16 protein-coding genes and 1 pseudogene are annotated in these 18,588 nt (G+C 65.0%); 5 read left to right on the top strand and 12 right to left on the bottom strand.

All coding sequences use genetic code 11. The features are described 5' to 3' along the window. Positions 1-214: 214 nt before the first annotated feature. The 4 genes from B9C43_RS54190 (at position 215) to B9C43_RS54205 (ending at position 3,536) form a co-directional block, all read left to right on the top strand. A complete protein-coding gene (locus B9C43_RS54190) occupies positions 215-919 on the top strand; it encodes a hypothetical protein (protein WP_143447275.1) in 705 nt (234 codons plus the stop codon). A 114-nt stretch (positions 920-1,033) separates the two neighbouring features. After that, positions 1,034-1,480 carry a hypothetical protein gene (locus tag B9C43_RS54195; protein WP_200826152.1) on the top strand — a complete coding sequence of 149 codons (447 nt, stop codon included), beginning with the start codon at positions 1,034-1,036 and terminating at the stop codon, positions 1,478-1,480. 100 nt (positions 1,481-1,580) lie between these two features. Continuing rightward, a complete protein-coding gene (locus B9C43_RS54200; protein ID WP_200826153.1) occupies positions 1,581-2,486 on the top strand; it encodes a hypothetical protein in 906 nt (301 codons plus the stop codon). 189 nt (positions 2,487-2,675) lie between these two features. Then, entirely contained in the window at positions 2,676-3,536 is an 861-nt protein-coding gene (locus tag B9C43_RS54205; protein ID WP_084434972.1) for an N-6 DNA methylase, read from the top strand. A gap of 42 nt (positions 3,537-3,578) precedes the next feature. On the opposite strand, the gene B9C43_RS54210 is transcribed toward B9C43_RS54205, so the two are convergent. The 10 genes and pseudogenes from B9C43_RS54210 to B9C43_RS54255 form a co-directional block, all read right to left on the bottom strand. Next, a complete protein-coding gene (locus B9C43_RS54210; protein WP_084434973.1) occupies positions 3,579-4,577 on the bottom strand; it encodes a replication-relaxation family protein in 999 nt (332 codons plus the stop codon). After that, positions 4,574-6,892, bottom strand: a complete 2,319-nt coding sequence (locus B9C43_RS54215) for a type IV secretory system conjugative DNA transfer family protein (protein WP_084434974.1) — start codon at positions 6,890-6,892, stop codon at positions 4,574-4,576. The genes B9C43_RS54210 and B9C43_RS54215 overlap by 4 nt, the downstream gene beginning before the upstream one ends. After that, positions 6,889-7,654, bottom strand: a pseudogene (locus B9C43_RS60410) (GP88 family protein). The gene B9C43_RS54215 and the pseudogene B9C43_RS60410 overlap by 4 nt, the downstream one beginning before the upstream one ends. Then, positions 7,651-8,604 carry a C40 family peptidase gene (locus B9C43_RS54225; protein ID WP_084434975.1) on the bottom strand — a complete coding sequence of 318 codons (954 nt, stop codon included), beginning with the start codon at positions 8,602-8,604 and terminating at the stop codon, positions 7,651-7,653. Before B9C43_RS54225 ends, B9C43_RS60410 begins: the two are co-directional and overlap by 4 nt. 5 nt (positions 8,605-8,609) lie before the next feature. Next, complete coding sequence (locus tag B9C43_RS54230) at positions 8,610-9,167, bottom strand: hypothetical protein (protein ID WP_084434976.1); 558 nt, start codon at positions 9,165-9,167, stop codon at positions 8,610-8,612. After that, positions 9,151-11,196, bottom strand: coding sequence for an MATE family efflux transporter (locus B9C43_RS54235; RefSeq protein ID WP_084434977.1), 2,046 nt, complete (start codon positions 11,194-11,196; stop codon positions 9,151-9,153). Before B9C43_RS54235 ends, B9C43_RS54230 begins: the two co-directional genes overlap by 17 nt. Then, entirely contained in the window at positions 11,189-13,864 is a 2,676-nt protein-coding gene (locus tag B9C43_RS54240) for an ATP-binding protein (RefSeq protein ID WP_084434978.1), read from the bottom strand. The genes B9C43_RS54235 and B9C43_RS54240 overlap by 8 nt, the downstream gene beginning before the upstream one ends. Further along, complete coding sequence (locus tag B9C43_RS54245) at positions 13,861-14,175, bottom strand: hypothetical protein (RefSeq protein ID WP_143447277.1); 315 nt, start codon at positions 14,173-14,175, stop codon at positions 13,861-13,863. Before B9C43_RS54245 ends, B9C43_RS54240 begins: the two co-directional genes overlap by 4 nt. A gap of 68 nt (positions 14,176-14,243) precedes the next feature. Next, a complete protein-coding gene (locus tag B9C43_RS54250; protein ID WP_084434985.1) occupies positions 14,244-14,480 on the bottom strand; it encodes a hypothetical protein in 237 nt (78 codons plus the stop codon). Positions 14,481-14,593: 113 nt separating this feature from the next. Further along, complete coding sequence (locus tag B9C43_RS54255; protein WP_143447278.1) at positions 14,594-15,472, bottom strand: hypothetical protein; 879 nt, start codon at positions 15,470-15,472, stop codon at positions 14,594-14,596. 698 nt (positions 15,473-16,170) lie between these two features. Between B9C43_RS54255 and B9C43_RS60045 the strand changes: the two genes are divergently transcribed. Next, on the top strand, positions 16,171-16,431 hold the full coding sequence (locus B9C43_RS60045; RefSeq protein WP_327225591.1) for an alpha/beta hydrolase family protein: 261 nt from the start codon (positions 16,171-16,173) through the stop codon (positions 16,429-16,431). 179 nt (positions 16,432-16,610) lie between these two features. Here the strand turns inward: B9C43_RS60045 and B9C43_RS59425 are convergent, their stop codons facing one another. Together B9C43_RS59425 and B9C43_RS54275 are read right to left on the bottom strand one after the other, a co-directional pair. After that, complete coding sequence (locus B9C43_RS59425) at positions 16,611-17,231, bottom strand: helix-turn-helix domain-containing protein (RefSeq protein WP_235039403.1); 621 nt, start codon at positions 17,229-17,231, stop codon at positions 16,611-16,613. A 940-nt stretch (positions 17,232-18,171) separates the two neighbouring features. Continuing rightward, positions 18,172-18,588, bottom strand: a 417-nt coding sequence (locus B9C43_RS54275; RefSeq protein ID WP_143447280.1) for a transposase, incomplete at its 5' end; no start/stop codon positions are given.

Raw genomic sequence — 18,588 nt, forward strand, 5'->3', positions numbered from 1 at the left:
GGCTGATTTGAATTCCTCTTTCACTCGTTAGGTACTTGTCTTTATTGTCTCGCGTATTACGATCGAAGTATCAGGTCGACGGGACGGCAACCCTGTGGCTCTGATAAATCCAACACCGCTTATCGGCTTCAAGGGGTCGAGTGTGATGACTATTCCTGAACCTTGCGTTTCTCAATACTCGTTGACGGTCGACGCGGCCGAAACGATCGATCTCATGACTGCGAGTGCCGACAACCCATGGGGCCGCCGGTTGCACGATGCGTTGGTCTTCGCGATGGGTCGAGACGAGACGTTCGCGGTCTCTCCGTACGTCTCGGTGAACCATGAGGACTTCGCGCCTCAGGGGCTGGACGAATCCAGCCTTCCCGAGGTGGGCGACCGATCGGTGGACGCCGTGCTGTCACGCCTGGAAAAGGCAGGCCTGGTCACCACTCGTACCGTCCTGCATGAGTCGACGTCCGAAAACTACTTGTCAGACAACCGTATCGTCACGGCGGTCCGGGTGCTGCGGCCGTTTGCCTTGGTGTCGGTGGCCTACCGTTGGTCGTCGCGGTCGTTGCTGGGATACGCGGACCAGTGGGAGATCACGGATCGGTCGTACATCGTGCCTGCTGGCTGTTACCTGATTGGCGAAGTCGGCGAATTGGTCTATGACCTTGTTGGCGTCGCGGGTGTGGCCGGAGACTCCGACGACACGTTCTACTGGTTGTACGACCTTGAAGGGTTCAGTGCGTCCCATTGCTTGGCAGGCTGTGACTCCTGTGGTGCGCGATGGTCGGCTGAGTGTGGCTCGTGGTGCTTCGAAGCGGACGCATGCGACGCGCGCTCGTGGAGCTTCGATGATGCCGAGGGGTTCGAGGGCAACACTATTGGGTGCCCTCAGTGTGTGAGTGGCCGCGTCGGCTTCATGATCTTCTGATCTTCTCTGGGCGCTTTCCCGACCATCCTTTCTGGACTTTTCTCATGTCTGTGAGGTCTCGTGATGTTTGCTGCCGTTTACATTGATGGTGTAGCCGCTCCTGTCTCCGATGACATGCCGGAACGTGTCGGTGTTGAGTACTCGGCGGAGTCGTTGTTTCGCTGTCGTGCATGTGGCGAAGATCTGATCAGCACTACTGAGGGGCTGAGCACGGTGTCCGGTGAGGTCGACTGTCGTGACTTCGAACCTCCCGATGGTCCGGACTCGGACCAGCTTGACGGACCTCATGATCCGGAACGGGTCCCGCTGTCGTGGTGCAACAGCGCGGCGGTGCACTCGGATGAGTCGCAGGACTCCGTGACCGTGTCTATCTCGGTCGGTGATCCGCGCGGAGCGTTCACGTTCACGATTCGGCGCGTCCCGGACGACTCTGACGGTGACCTGGCTGGCCAGCTGGTCATGCACACGCCCTACGTCGGTGAGGCAGCACCGCACATGCCGTTGGCCGCACTGCATGACGGTACGTACCTGATCGGATCCCCCTACGCGACGCGGGCATAGCCCGCTTCGGAACCGCCTTGTGTGGCGTGCCAGGACGGCAACCCCGGTGCGCCACACCACCTCATCCAACACCGCGCTATCCACACAGGAGTGATAGACCATGCTCGCGACAGAGTCCCGACGCGCGCCCAAACAGCGTCGAAAGACACGGCCAACGCTGACGCCCGAACAGCGTGAAGAGCGTCTTTCCGCTGCGCGGGAACAACTTCTCGCCGGGATTGACACCCTGCTGACCTCGGAAGGCTGGCAGCAGCTCATCCAGTCCCGCGCCTGGCTGCGACGCTACAGCCTGGCGAACCTGCTCATGATCCTGCAGCAGTGCCCGGACGCTACCGACGTACGGCCGATGTCGGAGTGGAAAGAACTGGGCTTCGCATACATGCGCAAGGGCACACACAAGATCAAGATTTGGAAGCCGTGCTTCCGTAAGGTCGAAGTCGAACAAGACAATCCCGAAGATCCCACCGAGGTCTCTCAACTGTCCGGCTTCATGTTGGTTCCCGTTGTCGATGTCTCACAGCTGCAGGGCGACCCACGCTCAGCGTTGCCGGTTGCCGAGTCGACTCCCGTGCTTCTCACCGGGGACGCGCCTGCTGGCTTGTGGGACGGCATCCTGCGGCAGATCAACGCACGTGGGTACTGCGTGGAGCGCGGCGACTGTGGCGAGGCCAACGGCATGACCCACTTCGTCGAGCGGCGCGTGACCGTCGCGCCGGACCTCGAGCCCGCGCAGGCCGCGAAGACCCTCACACACGAGCTCGCCCACATCATCTGTGAGCACGAGTCGCGGTATCGCACGGTGTCCAGGGCGTTGATGGAAGTTGAGGCGGAATCGGTCGCGTGCATTGTGAGTGCGGTGTGCGGGCTGGATTCCTTGGGCTACTCCGTGCCCTACGTGGCGCACTGGGCGGCTGATCGGGACGTCGCGCGGCAGTCCGCCGAACGAGTCCTCGAGGTCGCAGACGCGATTCTCCATCAGCTCGAAGGCGAACGACCGTCGCGCTAAAAGTTGATCTTGATTTTTGAGGTCTATGCGCCTGGCGGGTGAACACTCCCGAGGGAGCGCGGCAACCACCCGCCAGGCATCCAACACCGCTACCCCAACAGGGCGCGGAGCGTTCAGCCTATCGCACTGGCCTTAGCCGACCGCGTCGCTGCTTCTCGCCTTGTGTCACCCGAAGGGCTGAGTTTTGTCATGGCTGCACGCAAGAAAGCTACTCGTCCAACGCCTCCTGATGACGTCACCCAACACGCACACAAGATCGCTGACGCGGTCGCGGAGGCCTGGTATGGCATCCACGGTTCCGGTCGGCTGGAGGTCCCTGTCTCCGTCGTGGCGGTCTTGGCTGCGGCGCCGCAGAAGTCGTCGCAGGGGGCGGACGTCACCGACATCATGTTGCAGTGGTCGCCCGACGATTTCGTCGACTACGCCACGAATGTGTGGCGGTCGGTGATCCAGCATCGCCCGGAAAGCACCCACTTGCTGTACCCGATACTCGGCTGGTGGTTCGACGAGATCGATACCGACACTCGCCGGCATGTTCACGCGGTGGCACGGGCCGCGCTCCGTGCCGGACAAGTTGATCTTACTGGCACTGACCGTCGGTTCGAAGTTGATCTTCTCGGAACCGTGTTGACGGTACTACGGCCGACGTCGGCATTGAAGGCTCAAGGCCAGTTCTACACGCCGCCGGGCGTCGGGGCTGTGATGGCGGACCTGTCCAATGTAGAGGAAGGGGGCTCGGTTGAGGACCCGACGATGGGCACTGGTGGCCTGTTCCGTGCGGTCGCGGAAGTCATGCGTCAGAAGGGGCAGCGGCCGTCGACCATGCGATGGGTGGGCTGTGACCTCGACGGGCTCGCGGTCGCGTGCGCGACCGTCAACAGTCTGATCTGGGGACTCGGTCGTGACATCGTCTTCCACGTCGGTAGTGCCTTCACGGCCAATTGGGAAATCGCGGCCACCGCTCAACGAGATCATCTGCGCGAGATCGCCGCGCGGGTCCAGAAAACCAAGTACCGGTTGCGATTGCTGGGCATGTGGCCGGAGCAATGACACCCGCAAGGACCGCCACACCGTCCGACGGTCCTCTCGTGACTAGCTCCTGGCGCGTTCGTACTCGACTGTTGGTGGTGGCATTGGATGTGGCGCTGCCAGATCCGAGCTGGAGGCGGCCAGATTGTTCGTTCCGGTCTCCAGAACGGGGATATCGGGCCACAAGGTCGGTAGGTCGACGAGTGTGACGCGCCCGCGGGATTGCGCGTTGCCCAGTCCCAGCCATCTCGGCTCACCCATGTCCAGTGCGTTGCTGGCTGCTGTGGCGTTGGTGGTCGCGACCGGGACGTTCAACCCTTCGATGGCTGTGCGCGCGGCTGCTTCCCGTGTGGGCGTGGGAAACCACATGAGGACTGGTGTGGTGACACCGGTGGACGTGGCGAGTCGGGTGTAGCGGTGGAGTTTGTCTGTGAGGCGGGAGAGCTGTTCGGTGCCGAAGTCGAATTCGATGAACCATTCGACGTCGCCGTTGGTGTCGGTCCAGCGGCCGTAGCCGTCGGGTGTGACGATGTCGCCCCAGAGGCGTCTGCATCGGGCGGCGGACCACCAGGTGGTGAGGTGGCCGGTGGCGCCTGGTTGCCGGCCACGGCGAACCAGGGTGGTGAACAGGCTGTTGCAGCCAACGTCGTGGGCGAGTTGGAGTGATTGGGCACGCCCGGCGGCGCGGTCTCGGTTGTAGTTGAGTGTGCTGGGTTTGATGCCCTCTTCTTCGGCGAGGATGGTGGCGCCGGTGCTGTCCAGGACGTAGTGCATGGGTGCGGAGCCGACCGTGAGGTAGGGCTGGAACCGGTGGACGATGCCCCAGAGGTAGAGCAGGCGCAGGCGCTGGTTGGCGACGCGGCGGGTGTGGAATGCCAGGTCGATGATCTGGTGGCTGGTGAGGACTTTGTGTTCGAACAGCATGCGGATCAGCCACCGATCCCGCCCGGTGAGGTGGTGGGCCAGCCAGAGCCGATGGTCGGCAGTGTTGGCGGCGCGCCGGGTCGGCTGGGTGGTGCGGTGTCCGCGCAGGGTGCGCTGTGGCGTCGGGTTGGTGATCATGCGGCTGCCCGGCGCGGATCGGTGCCAGGTTTCGGTTGGGGCACTACCGGCTTGGTGGGTTGGGTGTTGGCGGTGGCGACGCGGCGGATGTGCTCAGCGCGGCCCGGGATGGCTGGCGGGAGTTGTTCGGTGCGTGCGGTGAAAGCGGGGGTGTCTTCGCTGTCGACGACGAGCCGGACGGCGGCTTGGAAGCGGCCGAGGTTGGCCAGGTCGTGGTCGGTGATGTGGGGCGCGGTGTGATGGGCGAGCCGGCGAGCATCCTCGGGGCTGGCGTTGAGGATGATTTTGTTGCGGGCGTTGACGCTCATGGCCTCTTGCAGTTCGGGTGAGGTTTGGCGTTGGTTGTGGTGGGCCAGCACGAGGCTCAGGCCGTAGGCGCGGGCTTCGGGCAGCATTTCCTCGGGCGGGTAGGCAAGGTTGAGGAAATTCTGGAACTCGTCGAGGTAGAGCGCGCAGTCGCGGCGCCGGTGTTTCGGCAGTTGGCTTCGCCGGGTGGCGGCTTGCCAGGTTCGGGCGACCACAATGGAGCCGACGAGCCGGACGGTGTCGGTGCTCAACGTTCCTTTGGCGAGCCGGACCAGGCAGATGCCGCCGTCGAGCACGCTGGCCATGTCGAGTGTGGACTGCGCGCCGGTGAGCGTGGCGCGCACGAACGGCCGCAGCAACAGGCCCCGGAGTTTGTTCATCAGGGGAGCGGCGACTTGTGCACGGGAGGCGTCGGACAACTCGTCGTACCAGGTCCAGAATCCGGCGAGGATCTCGTCGTCGATGGTGGCCCGGGCGCGTTGCCGGAACTCAGCGACGGTCAGCAGTGTGGGCAGCTCCAGCAGGGTGGGTGTGCTGGACAGGGCGCGCAGGGTGAGCAGGCCGGAGCGCAGCAGGTCGTCGGTGCGGGGTCCCCAGCTGGAGGCGTAGACGCGGGCGAAGATGCTGACGAGGTTGTCCACGGTGCTGGCGGTGTCCGGCCCGTCGAGCGGGTTGAGCACGGGCGGTGCAGCGGCGCCGTCGGAGTCCAGCAGCACGACCCGATCGGCGAACCGGGCGGGCAGGCGCTGCAGGATGTCGTCGATCAGGTCGCCTTTGGGGTCGATGACGACCAGGCCGCGGCCGGCGTCCGCGTCGGCGAGGATCATGCGGGCCATCAGTTCGCTTTTGCCGCTGCCGGTCGCGCCGAGGATGTGCAGATGGTGCCGTGCGTCGGCGACCTTCAATCCGACCGGGCGTGTCTGCCCGGTGTCGGCGATCCCGATCGGTTTGATCCCGGGACCGCTGGTGGCCACTGCGGCCGGGGGAGCGACGGCTTTGGCGTTCGCGCGCTGCAGACCGGGCGTGGCCGCGTCGAAGGGCACGTGCGCGAGGGCGGCGAGTTCCGGCACGGACAACAGGTCACCGCGCCACAGCAGCCGCCGGTTGAGCACGGCCGCGGATCGGACGAGACGATGGCGCTGGAGGTAGTTGTATTCGCTGAAGGTCGCCATCGCCGCGGCGATCGAGTGGGCCCGTCCACGCAAGTGTGTGCGGGATCCTTGTCGTTGCGTGGTGCTGACGCTGTAGCGGATGACGGTCTCGAATTGCGGGCCGCGCTGTTTGGCGATGATGGCTCGGTCTCGTGCTGAATGCTCCAGTGTGCCTTGGGGATCCTGGCCGCGTGTCGGGATCCGGGTGAGGGTGGCGCCGCTGAGACTGTCGAGCATGCGAGCGATCGGGTTGCTGGAGTGGCCGGTCCGGATGTGCCGGGCGGCGTTGCGCGCAATAGTGATGCGGCGTCCGGTGGCGGGCCGGGCCAGGATCTGCAGGCACGCCCGGTCATCAGGACCGAGTCCGCCAGCCGCACCGATCAGCGGTCGGAGTGGATCGTGGGTGAAGTCGGTCTGCAGTGGCAGCGCTTCATGCCGGCCGAGCCGCAAAGTCCCGCCCACCGCACGGCCGCTGGCGGGCCGCGGCGGGACTGGTTCGGCGGTGGTGCTGGCACCGGGCCAGGCCGCGGTGATGGCGCGGTCGACCAAGCCGGGCGGGATGGTGCCCGGGACCCAAAGTTGGATGGTCATGGTGTCGTGGTGAAAGCAGTACTCGAACGCCAGGTGTGGTTGTCCGATCAGCAGCCGCGCCCACCACGGCCGCAGGGTACCGATCATGTTGGACCACAATGTGATCGCTCCGGCCGGGTCGACTGTCGGCGGGGACTTGATCGTGATGATGCGCGCCTGGTGGTGCATGCGGTGGTGATGCCACCCCACCTGGACCGTCCGGCCGATCAGCAGCAGGAGTGAGCTGGCCAGGGCGATGATAGCCGTGGCCATCATCCAGGTGTTCATGCCGCCTGCCGGTGATCTGCCGGGTTGGTGATAAGCCGGAATTGGCGGCGTCGCCGTTGGGCCTCACGCTCGGAGTCGACGTCGTGTTGCCATTCGCTGAAGGTGCGATCGCCCAGCGTCTTACGTACGTGCGGGATCTGGTTGACGGGGATACCAACAAGCCGTGGCCCGAGCACCGCGAGCAGATCGGACTCATCTTGGGAATTCCATCCGGCGGCGTCGATCGCGTCGTTGTCGGGGGAAGACATCGGCGACGCGGTCGACGTCGGGGTCGAGGGCATTGTCTTGTGTGCCGCCATAGGAGTAGACCCACAGGAAATTGCGCGGCGGGTCGGGTTCGACCAGGCGTCGGAAGCGGTCGACTTCTTTGGTGTAGCAGTAGAACTTTGTGTCGGGCCGTGCGTGGCAGATGCGTAGCCACGCTGTGAGGTAGCTGTCGGTGAAGAAGTCGCCGCTGTCGTGGATACGTATCCATCCGCCGCGAAACTTCGGGGCGGCGAGCTCGGTGCGCATGGTGTTCTCCCACCCGGTGGGGTCGTCGAGCAGGAAGGTGAGGTTGGCTTCGTGCTTGGCTTTGACTACTGGCCAGGTGTAGGTGCCGTGGCGGGCGTAGCAGGCTTGGGCGCAGATGCCTGCGGATGGGCAGGTGTTGTATGTGCGGCCGTCGGGTAGGCGGCCGGCCCATGCGGGCAGGGTCCAGTTCCAGACGCCGATGGCTTTCATTTCGCGGTTCTGGGTGAGCAGTTTGCGTGGGCGGTTCATGCTTGCGCCTGGATGGGTGCGCGGACGCGGATCGCCTGGGACATCAGGCCACCCTCAGCGGGTGCGAGCTGGATGGGTCTGATGTGGACGGGGACACCGGTTTGCTGGGCTTCGATGATGGTGCCGTTGCCGAGGTACATGGCGACGTGGTGGATTCCGACTGGTGTGCCGTCGTGGCTCCAGAACAGTAGGTCGCCGCGGGCGGCGTGGGCGAGCGGGAAGGGGTCGCCGTTGCGCCATTGTTCGCGGCTGGTGCGGTTGAGTTGTACTCCGGCCGCTGCCCAGGAGGCCATCATGAGGCCGGAGCAGTCGTAGGCGTCCGGACCGGTGGCGCCCCAGACGTAGGGATCACCGATTTGCTCGGTGGCGTAGTGGATGGCTTTCTCGACGTGGGGGCCGCCGGGGGTGACGCAGGTCAGGCCGCCGCCGAACCGTTGCACGAGCTCGGCGGCTAGTTGTGCCCATTGCTGGTAGGCGTAGGGGAATCCGCTGCGCTGGACGGCTTGTGCCGCTTGCCAGAGCTGCATGTCCTGCCAGCCTGGCACTTGCTGCAGGCGGGTGTAGAACATGGTGGAGGAGTAGCGGGGATCCATGATTTGCTCACGGGTTCCCCAGCCCATGCTCGGGCGCTGTTGGAACAGGCCGATCGAGTCGCGATCCCCGTAGGGAAGGTTGCGCAGGCGTGACTCCTGCATGGCGGTCGCCACGGCGATCTGCAGGCCGTAGGGCGGGATGCTGAGCTCGTGCCCGACCTGGATGATCAGTGCTGCGTTGCCAAGTTGCTCGTCCGTCAGGTCAAGCCCGGGATCCGAGGCGAGTTGGGGGAGCGGTCGACACGCTCCGTGGGTCGGGGTGCTGAGCGCCACCGTGGTGCTGGTCATGGTCGCGACGACAGCGATCACGCCACCGATGAGGGCGACCGCGGTGGTGATGATGATCCAGAAACGCATCGCAGTCACCTTTGTGCGGGTTGGGCGTCAGAGATGCGCCAGTCGCCGTGCCCGGCGGCGTCGTGCAGGGTGAGCGCGAGGAGCATGGTGTCCAGCGGCACGGTCACTTCAGCGACGCCTCCGCTGCCTCGCGTCAGCGCCGGATCGCCGGTGATCGCGGATACGTGGTCTGGCACGAGGGTTGGCAGTATCACGGCGCGGAACTCATCAGTACACAGTGGAGCAATAGCAGCCCGCCAGGCTGCCGTGTCCAGCTTGTGTATCCAAGCCTCAGCGAATCGGCGAGCCACCACCGTGGGGTCACCGGCAACCACTGGAATAGGCGATTGCCCGCCGCTCGATGTGGTTGGGGTGGTGCTTGGCGAGAGCGTCCAGGTGGACGGCGAAGTCGTCACAGTCGAGGTGGACAAGCGATGAGTGCCTGTGCTGGCGACGATCGTGACCGCGACACACAACACCACCAGTACGGTGATGGTGCAGAGCAGGCGCCGAGGCGAGTAGAGAGGCCACGTGGCTAGCGCGCGCAGCGTGGCGTTGCGGCCGCGGTCAGATCGGATCGGCATCGGTGTCTCCTCGGTCCTCGCCCTCTGGCCTGGATGACGTCGGCGTGGTCGTGTCCTGTACGGGGTGCGGCAGAACCTGGTCGGTGCTGGGGTGGTAGATCTCGAGGACCGGCGGACTCGGGTTGATCCGCGGTGGCGCGGGTTCGTTGTCGTGTGCGTGTTTCTCGTACTCGGACGGGACAATCAGCTCTTCGGTCGGCTCGTTCGGTGGCGCGTGGTCGGGGATCCGGATAGGAGGTTCGACATCGGGATCGCTGCGAACCTCGGGCGGCGTGGTGGTCTCCTGGTCGGCCGAGGTGACGATGACGGTGGGTTGTTGTGAGGGTTTCGACGGCGGCGGTGGGACTTGTTTGGGTTGCTGGTGTTGTGGATCAGTCGCTGGGCCTTGGTAGATGACCCGTGGCCCGTGGAAGAACACGCGCGGACCGAGTTCTCCAGCCTGTGCTGCCGGGCTGTGCTGGCGCGCCGATGGCGTTGGGACGCGGGTGCTGGTGGCCCGTTGCGGCGCACCGGCTTCCGGCCGATGCCGACGCTGCCATGGCAGAGCCTCTGGTGGGGGAGGAGCGCCAGGGTCGTGGGTCTGCGGCGATGGAGCTGACGATGGCTGGTGTTGTCCGGCGACGGCGTGCAGCAATTGCTTGTGGCGCTTGTTCCACCGCCGATGACGACGCCAGGTCCGGAATGCCCAACTGCTAGCCAAGGGCTGGGTGGCGTAGTTCAATCCGGCGGCCTGCACGATGCCGCCGACCATTCCGGTGATTTGGCGGACCGGGCGGATCAGGACGATCGCGAGGATCGTGATCACGACCATGATCAGTAGCTGGAGCAGCGGGGTTTTGACACCGTTGAGTACCGCGGGCAACGCCCAGAGGTAGCCGGTCGACCCGACCGCGAGCAGGATGCAGGCTGAGAGCGCTTTGCCCAAGCCACGGGCGATACCGGGCGCCGCCCGGTGGTAGACGATCATGGCCAAGCCCAGGACGGGTGCACCGAGCACGACCAGGCGCAGGATCAACATTCCCACGAGCTGGCCCACTAGTGCCATGAACGGGAAGTAGGCGAAACACAGACCGCGGACCATGCCGAGCAGCCCGGTGCCGAGCCGGCCGCTGTGCTCGCCGGTGAAATGCCCCTCCGCGTCGGTGTCGCGGACTGTGTTGGCGACGTCGTCGAAGGTGGCTCGTTTGCGGTCCAGGTCGGCTTGCGTGACGTTCTCGGTGTGGTCGAACTTTGTCCACGCTTGCGCATCCAGCAGCCGTGGCCCGTGGTCACGCGCGAGGGGGGAGTCGGATGCGCCGAACTCGCCTTCCAACCAGGTTTTCTTGATGACGTGGTCGTAGAGCAGTTCGGGCATGCCGTGGGTCTCGTCGTAGCCGTTGGCGCGCAGGACGGCGCCTTGGATCTCGCGCAGCTCTTCGGTGAGGATCGTGTCGAGGAAACTGGTGTAGGCGGTGGGCATGAGGTAAGCCGACGCTGCCACCCAGAACGCACACAGGATCCACAGGAGCTTGGTGGCGATGTGCGCCAGTGCGCCTTTTAGGGTTTTGAACAGCATCCACACCACGGCCAGGACCAGCACGAGTGACAGCAGAGGGATGAAGGCGTGGTCGTAGATGGATTTCGCGCCGGAGGGCAGGCCTTTGTCGAAGTTGGAGAACACCGGGCCGGAGTCGTCGCCCCAGACGAGCAGGTACCACACGGCGTTGGTCCCGGCGACGAGCGCTTTGCCGACGTTGAACAGTTGATTGCCTAGCCAGGTGTCGGTTTGGGCCATCGGGGTCCCGCAGAACAAGGTGATGTTGTCGTAGGTGTAGGTGTTCCATCGGGTTCCGGCGTAGGCGTATGTGCCGTACCAGGACCCTGGTTGCCCGTGGCTCGGCCGCGGGATGTCGATGGTGGCTACGAATCCGGACGTGACACGCTCCGGGTTCGGGATACAGCCGGTCGCTGCGTGGGCTGGTGCGGCGAGAAACACCTGCAGCGCAAGGATTCCGGCGACCAACAGCAGTGCTCGGCGGCGGCTAGTCATGGCCCTGCTCCATCGACTGCGTGCCCGATAGGGCATCGAGATCCTCGACATCAATGTCCGCCACCGGAGACTGTTCCACAGTCGGCACCGAAGGCTCGGGGTGGGGCGTGGTGTCCAATGCGGAACGCAACGCCTCGAGGTGTGGCCCGGAGTAGTCGATGCGGATGCGCTCCACGCCACCGGTGCCGTCCGCGAAAATGAACTGCCGCGGCTCGGTATCCCGCTCGGTCCGGCGCGCGATGGTCCGCCTGCCGAGACTGGCAATCACCGGCTCGTACCCGGCGCCGACCGGGACTTTCAGCAACCGCAACGCGTCCTGCTGGACTTGTTCGTCATCCAGGCGTCCGACGAACACCGAGTCCAGCAGCGACACGAATCCCTCGATGCGCAGGAAGTCGGCCGGGATCTGGCTGGAGAGCAACACTCGCACGTTCCATTTTCGGGAGTCCCGGGAGAATCGGTTGAGCAACACGCGCCCGGTGGGGACTTCGGAGAGGAAGAAGGCCTCGTCGATCCAGACGCCTTTGCGCAGATGCTTGGGCCGGTCGTAGACCGCGCGCTGGGTCAGCCACGCGGCCAGGTTGACCAGTTCGATCGCGGTGGCTTCCGCGTCGGTCCAGTGTTCACGGCTGACGCCGTCCTTGGGCATTGTCAGCCCGGCCAGGGTCAGCACGGTGAGCCGGTCGTCGCGTTCGTGGGCGTAGGGGTCGGCGTCGCGTTCCGGGATGAGCAGCGTGATGCGTTCGCGGATCTCGTCTAGGAAGTCCGCTACGACACTGGCGTGCTCGTGATGCTCGCTCTGGTCCTGGCGCAGCGCGGTGATCACCATGCCCGGATGCGCGGTCGGACTCCCACCGACAGCCCGGACCGCGCGCAGCAGTACGATCCGGGTCTCGGCCATACGCTGGATCTCCCACGGCAACAACCCCGTCAGCACATCCAGCGTCAACCGCCGCCGCGTCGCCGCGGCCAATGCGTACTCCCGCTCGTACGCACGCTGCGGGTCGGGGTCGTCGGCGAAATGGTGAACCTGCGGCTCGGCGACTACCCGATAGGGGTTGAGGATGCCGGGTTGGGCGTTGAGCAGGTTGATCGCCCGCGCGTACGGCCGTAGCTCCGGCAGTTCGCACAACCGCGCCAACGGCCCGGACGGATCCAGCAGCGTCCAACACGCACCCGCGCGCAGCGTCTTGTACACGACTCCGCCGCCCAGGAACGACTTCCCACCCCCGAGTCCGGCCACCATGGCTGTCAGGCCGGATGAGTCGCGGACTTCCTGGGCCATCCACGGGTCCCACGCGACCGGGCGACGCGTCGCCGTACAGGTTTCGCCGAGCAGAATTCCGCGCCGATCGCCCACCTCCGCCGTGGCCGCTGGGACCGCGGAGGCCAGCCACAACACCGACCCGCGTCGCTGATGCGCCGAGGTGGCCAGCGGCTCACCGGGGATGAACTCACGTGCGAGCTTGTATTGGGCCTCGGGGTGCTCGATGGTGACCTTGGGCTTATACAAATCCGTGACCAGCTGCGCCAGCTGCAGCGCCTCACGTCGACTCGGAGCCGATACCGCCAGCCGCCACCAGGATCGCACCCGGGTACCGAGGGCGGTGAAACCCGAGGTGAGCTGGTCGTCGACGTCCTGCACCAGCTGGTATTGCCGCGCCAGTGAGCGCGGTGGTTCCAGGCCGTGTTCCTCGCTGAAGTGGTTCATCTGCGAGCGAACCTTCGTGCTCTGCCGCTGCAGCTCACCGGCGACCTCGTCTGGCCGCCGCACGTAGATCCGGGCTGACCACTCCACCGCTGCGGGCAGCCGATCCGCCCGCTGAGCCCACGGCTCGTCTGCTTCCGGGATGTGCAGGCCATGCATTGCCCCGACCGACAACACCGCCACATGCCGCTCGAGCCCCGCGTAGACACCGGAACGGCCGATGACCGTGACGGTCGGCGCGTACGGCTCCTGGACCAACTCCGCCGCCGCGGTCATGCCCGCCATGTCCTCGGGCGCCCATTCCACGTCCGGCGCGGCCGGTAGTGCAGAAGAGGCCGGTAGCCCCAGCGCACAGGACCGCAGCAGCAGCGTGCGCATCTCCACCGGTGACACAGGACGGCCTTCCAAACCGGTGCCGCCCAGGATGTGATCTAGCCGCGCGACCTCGTCGCTCAACGAGGTCAGTTCACTGTCGACTGCGGACGGGAACACCCGCCGCAACACCGGCGCCAGGTGCTCAACCGCTCGGTCCACCACGCGCCGGGTTTGCACCTCGACGCCGAGATAGACCTCTTTGTCGGTCATCGACGCTGAGGCGAGCTGCTGCTGTTCGCCGATCATGTAGTCGTCGAACGTCAACCCATCCGGTACGTCGGCTGGACGCTGGCGGGCGTTGTCGACGTGCGCGCGGGCCCAGTGCGAGATCGGATACGCGCTGGATGTCACCCGCAGATGCAGCCACCGACCGGCCAGCTCGGCGTACTGTCCGGCGATCGCGGCGATCAGGTCGTTGCGGGCCGAGTCCGACCGGAACGACCAGCGCTGCGCTGCGAGTCGATACCACGCCCAGGTCTGGGTCCGAGTCCGGACCAGGTGCCCGTCCACCGACCGCAACCCGATGCTGGGCGTGTAGTCAGGGACCGGTTTCTGACCAGTCAACCGGCGTTTCGATGCGCTCATCGTATTGCCTCCTTGGCCGGTCGGATCGCGACCCGGCTGCTCAGCCCGACCACCCCGCGCTGGCTGGTGAGGTGGCGTCGTGGACCGGCGATCTCGTTGCCGAATGCGGAAAGCACGCTGCCCAGCGGCTTCTCGAAGTCGATCCGGCGGCAGATCAACCGAGTGACCACAGTGGTCAACACCAGCGACCACGCCAACACCCACACCGTCAACGGCAGCATCAACACCAACCTGGCCACCGTGAAAATCGCCAGGAACGCCGCCATCCACACGCCGTAGGCGACATAGCGAGCACGCCACGGCAAAGTCATGCGCGGAGGCCCCAACCACACCGGATTGACCCGGTAAATCTCATCGTCAGGCTCGGCCAACATTCACATCACGCCCTAAACAGGTTGGCCAGCCAGGTACCGACATCTTTACCGGCACCCGTCACTGCCAAACCGAGCACGGCCAACGCAACCAGCACACCGAGCACGCGGCGCATCACTTGCGAGTTCTCGCCGCGTCCGCCGCCCAACCAGATCAGCAGCAATGCCACGATCAGCAACGCGGCGGGAACAAGGTTGTCCAGCAACCAGTTGCGGAAGCTGCCGGTGCCCAAGCCTTGTGCCATAGCGACCCTGGCCGTTGCGGACACATACGCCGCCAACACAGCCAACAGCGATACCATCAGGCGCACCGGCCTGGACGCCATGATCCTGCAGGTGCGACTCAGTGAGTCTTGGATTATGCGCATGGACGCACCTCCGGTGAAGCGCTCGGGTTCGGGAACTCCTTTCGACCCTGAAACCGCGCCTCCTGGCCCGTTTTGGACACCTCCGGTCGCGATCGGTGAACCTGTTTGAGCACCAGCACTGCGGACACGTGCTCGGTGAGGTCATCGGCGGCATCGGCCATCCGAGCACGCAGATAGGCGGCCAGGCGAATCTCCGCCCGCCACCGAGCCTTGTAGGCCGCCCACTCAGTCACGCCACGCCGGGCAGCCCATTCCAGGACAGAGACCGCCTCAAGCCGGGTCGTCCCGATCAAGTCCGCGGTCGTCTCCGTCAAAACGCCCTCGGCGACCGCTTGAGCCAGCAGAACATCCGGATGCCCCCTTGTCGGTTGCGCCAACGCCGCCACTGCGGAGGGCCTGGCTACCGCAAGCGTCTTCGCCACGACCGCGTCTCCCGCGCGATACGCAGCCCACCGCAACCGCAGCATGATCCACGGCCGATCAATGTCCACTCTCGACAAAGCGTCCAGGAACCCACGCAACACCTCGGCATGTACGTCAGGATCCCTAGGACACCACCGCGCGAGCCTTGCAGCGACCGCGATCAACGCCGGCAAGGCGATGCCGACTGCGCCCACCATCCACTTCGCGGCACCTGACCGCGCCTGAGTCACCAGATATGCCCACACCGCATCCGACGTCGATTGTGGACACTGGCGAGCCAGCAGAAGATCACGCACTTCGTCCAGCGCCAACCGCCGCTGCGGCAGACCAAGGAACTTCCGGCCATCTAACGACAGCGGCCGCGGACCCGTTACCAGGAGGGCGAACGAATCACGGGCGACATCCAACGAGTTCCTCGCACGCGCACGGCGCAGACTAGTACTCACGTCAAACCCCCGTAGTAGAGAACCTTGCGAATTCCACACAAGCCGATTCGCTACTACGAGAATCCAGTGAGTTCTCCCTCCGGGCACGGCTACTGGCTACTAATCCAGTACTAATTCGACTATCTGGTAGTCGAATCGAACGGCCAACCAGGCCGGTGCGACACAGAGGTTCGAGCTTCGACTCATATCCAGGTGAGGTCAGTGTGCGTGGCGTCGACCTGAGAAGGCAACCACGCGCAGGCGCTCGATGGCGGCGGCCTCGTGCCCACGATGCCTGCGGCCGCAGAGCGGGCCGATCCAGTCAGAGGTATCGCCTTAATAAACTTGGTTTGATGGCCCACCGACTCCGGCGATACCTGGCTCGATCGCCAGCGCGCCAATGGAAACAAACCGGATCCGGCCTCGTGTTCGGATCAGCATAGTCCGGATCCGAACTCCGACTTTTGCTTCCGACGATCAGCGATGCCCACGTCTGCTTCACCGTGGTCGTCGTGGTCATGTTCGGCGCGGCCACCGAGTTGGTGAACGAGGTGGGCGGGCACCAGTTCCCCGGTCCCGAGCACACATTCCACCGATCGCAGGTTTCCGGCGGGCCGAGACCTCCTAGTGGCCCGCTGTCTTGATCCCGATCGGATGGAAGTGACCCTCGTGGTGGAGGTCTCTTTCGAGGATCGCGCTTTGTGCTCGACGATAGGCCTATGTACCCCGAGATCGAGCCTCAGGCGTCAGGTCATCTGGACACCGGTGACGGCAACCTCGTGTACTGGGAGGAGTGCGGGAATCCTTCCGGCAAGCCGGTCGTCTTCCTGCACGGCGGCCCCGGTGGCGGATGTTCGCCGTCACATCGCCGCCTGTTCGACCCTGTGGTTGCCGAAAACATCATCCGTGCTGGTCAGGCGGCGTGGTGGTACTGGTTGAGGGTGCCGCCCAACCGTGGGTGTCGGCGGATGTCGAGTTGACTGATCTGGGCTGGATCGGTGATCGGCTCGGGCAGTGGTTGTAATGGTCGGGCGTTGGCGATGCCTTGGTGAGGTCGGTGCGAGTTGTAGAACCGCTCGTATTCACGGAGTGCGTGGAGCAGGTGTCGCTGGTTCCAGATCAAGGTGCGATCGAGTAGTTCGTGTCGACAGGTCTGTACTCAGCGCTCGACGATCGAGTTCATCCTGGGCATCTGCACACCACTCAGCGCGACCTCGATGCTGGCGTCGGCGAGGATGACGTCGAACAGGTGCGGAAATTTGCCGTCTCTGTCGCGGATCGGGAACCGTGCTCGGTAGCCGGCGTCCTCGAGATCCATGACGAGGTTGCGGGCGGCTTGGGTCACCCACTCCGCGGTCGGATGCGGTGTGGCGCCGAGGATGCGGATCCTGCGGTGCGCGTGCTCGATCACGGCCAGCACGTACATGCGGGCGCCGGTGAAGTCGCAGGCCAGCAGGACCTCGGCTTGGGAACGCAGGAACTGGGCCCACGTGCTGGACGCGCGTTCGGGTGCGGGGTCGATGCCGGCGTCGGCGAGAATCTGCCACACGGTCGATGCGGCGACTTTGATGCCGAGGACGAGGAGTTCGCCGTGGATGCGGCGGTAGCCCCAGCTGGGGTTCTCCTTGGCAAGGCGCAGAACCAGGACTCGGATAGACCGGATGGTGCGTGGTCGGCCCGGGCGTTTCGGCCGCGACATCCTGGCGTGGCGTCGGCGGAGTAGATCACGGTGCCAGCGCAGGATCGTGTCCGGGCGTACCAGCAGACGGAGCCTGTGCACGGTCTGGCGTGATAGCCGGTGTAGGAGCGCGGCGAGTAGGGCCCTGTCGGCCGGGCTGAATCGCACTCTGGTGTCGCGAGTTGCCGTTGCAGTATTCCGATCTGGTGGCGCAACGCGAGGATCTCGATGTCTTTGTCCCGGGTGCTCCTTGGGAGCAGGCGAACCAGGGCGAAGGTGTTGGTGAGGCCGAGGTAGGCCAATCGCAGCAGCACGGCCGGTCATCCTGCCGCAGGACCGCCTGCCATGAGGGGACAGCGCCGACGTCATCGCGTGTAGGGGCTGACCAGCACGGATGAGGTTTTCGGCAAGCGCAACGCAGTCGAAGATGTGCTCGATAGTCGAGCATGGAGATGTCGAGCATCGGGGTCTTGTTCTCATCGAGGATCCGTCGTCCTTCGGTCAGAGGTGCTCCCGGATCAGGAGCTTTCTGCGTTGTGAAGGTGCCTGGACCTTGGGTGAGGTTGTGGGCGATGAGCGTCGCGAGCCGCTCCGCCGAGTTCGAGGGTGATTTCGAAAGTCCCGGCAGGTAGACGACTGTCGGTGGCCGAACGGCGGATGCGTTGGATACCGAGCCCTGCTGTGGCATGGCACCTCCTAGGACAAATGGAGTAGCCATGTATCGGCACGTCAGAACAACCGTTACAGCGAGTCATCAACAAACCAGGTCGCCATCGTGCAGCCATTTCACCGCCAGTAACCCCCCGCGGGCTCGATACTCGTCGCCGCGGGAGGTATTGGGCTTTGGACATCCCGCCCCGTGGTGTCCGGCCGTTGAACGTGGCTGAGGCGAGCAACTGTGCTTTTGGGAGTCGCTGCGCTCATGAGCTACGGACGCCGGCATCGGTGTGGAGGCCGCCAACCATGGCGATGAGCACCTGCGAATTGTGTTTGACGACGTGAAGGTCGACACCGCAACGTCCGCTTATGGCTCCCCTTTATGTCAAGAGGCGGCTGGGAAGTGGGGGTTAGGCTGGGTTGTGGTGGGTCCGGGTAGTGGCTTGTCCGAAGAGCCGATGTCCGGGGGTAGGTCGGTCACGCTGGACTGGCGAGTCGTCCCGGAGTGCCCTCCCGGGCCTGCCGCTTGCCTGGTCTGCTGGTCGTGCACCATCCGGCGATAAACCACATTGGATAGTCGTCGTTTGAGTGCGCGCATGGCTTCCATCGAGGTCTTGCCCGCGGCCTTCTTCGCATCGAAGTAGATACGGCCTGGAGTGGCGTTGCGCAACTGAACGGCAGCCATGATGTGCAAGGTCCGGTTGATGCGACGGTTGCCAGCGCGGGAGAGCCGGTGGCGCTGCTGCTGCCCGGAGGACGCATCAAGGGGCGCAGTGCCGTTCCAGGAGGCGAACCGGTCGCG

It is taken from the genome of Kibdelosporangium aridum (genome assembly GCF_900176515.1).
Taxonomy (GTDB): Bacteria; Actinomycetota; Actinomycetes; order Mycobacteriales; family Pseudonocardiaceae; genus Kibdelosporangium; species Kibdelosporangium aridum.

Bases quoted from the DNA above. Each gene is read 5' to 3' on its own strand.
- B9C43_RS54190 (WP_143447275.1), top strand. From the start codon at position 215: ATGACTGCGAGTGCCGACAACCCATGGGGCCGCCGGTTGCACGATGCG.
- B9C43_RS54195 (WP_200826152.1), top strand. From the start codon at position 1,034: ATGCCGGAACGTGTCGGTGTTGAGTACTCGGCGGAGTCGTTGTTTCGC.
- B9C43_RS54200 (WP_200826153.1), top strand. From the start codon at position 1,581: ATGCTCGCGACAGAGTCCCGACGCGCGCCCAAACAGCGTCGAAAGACA.
- B9C43_RS54205 (WP_084434972.1), top strand. From the start codon at position 2,676: ATGGCTGCACGCAAGAAAGCTACTCGTCCAACGCCTCCTGATGACGTC.
- B9C43_RS54210 (WP_084434973.1), bottom strand. From the start codon at position 4,577: ATGATCACCAACCCGACGCCACAGCGCACCCTGCGCGGACACCGCACC.
- B9C43_RS54215 (WP_084434974.1), bottom strand. From the start codon at position 6,892: ATGAACACCTGGATGATGGCCACGGCTATCATCGCCCTGGCCAGCTCA.
- B9C43_RS54225 (WP_084434975.1), bottom strand. From the start codon at position 8,604: ATGCGTTTCTGGATCATCATCACCACCGCGGTCGCCCTCATCGGTGGC.
- B9C43_RS54230 (WP_084434976.1), bottom strand. From the start codon at position 9,167: ATGCCGATCCGATCTGACCGCGGCCGCAACGCCACGCTGCGCGCGCTA.
- B9C43_RS54235 (WP_084434977.1), bottom strand. From the start codon at position 11,196: ATGACTAGCCGCCGCCGAGCACTGCTGTTGGTCGCCGGAATCCTTGCG.
- B9C43_RS54240 (WP_084434978.1), bottom strand. From the start codon at position 13,864: ATGAGCGCATCGAAACGCCGGTTGACTGGTCAGAAACCGGTCCCTGAC.
- B9C43_RS54245 (WP_143447277.1), bottom strand. From the start codon at position 14,175: ATGACTTTGCCGTGGCGTGCTCGCTATGTCGCCTACGGCGTGTGGATG.
- B9C43_RS54250 (WP_084434985.1), bottom strand. From the start codon at position 14,480: ATGGCACAAGGCTTGGGCACCGGCAGCTTCCGCAACTGGTTGCTGGAC.
- B9C43_RS60045 (WP_327225591.1), top strand. From the start codon at position 16,171: ATGTACCCCGAGATCGAGCCTCAGGCGTCAGGTCATCTGGACACCGGT.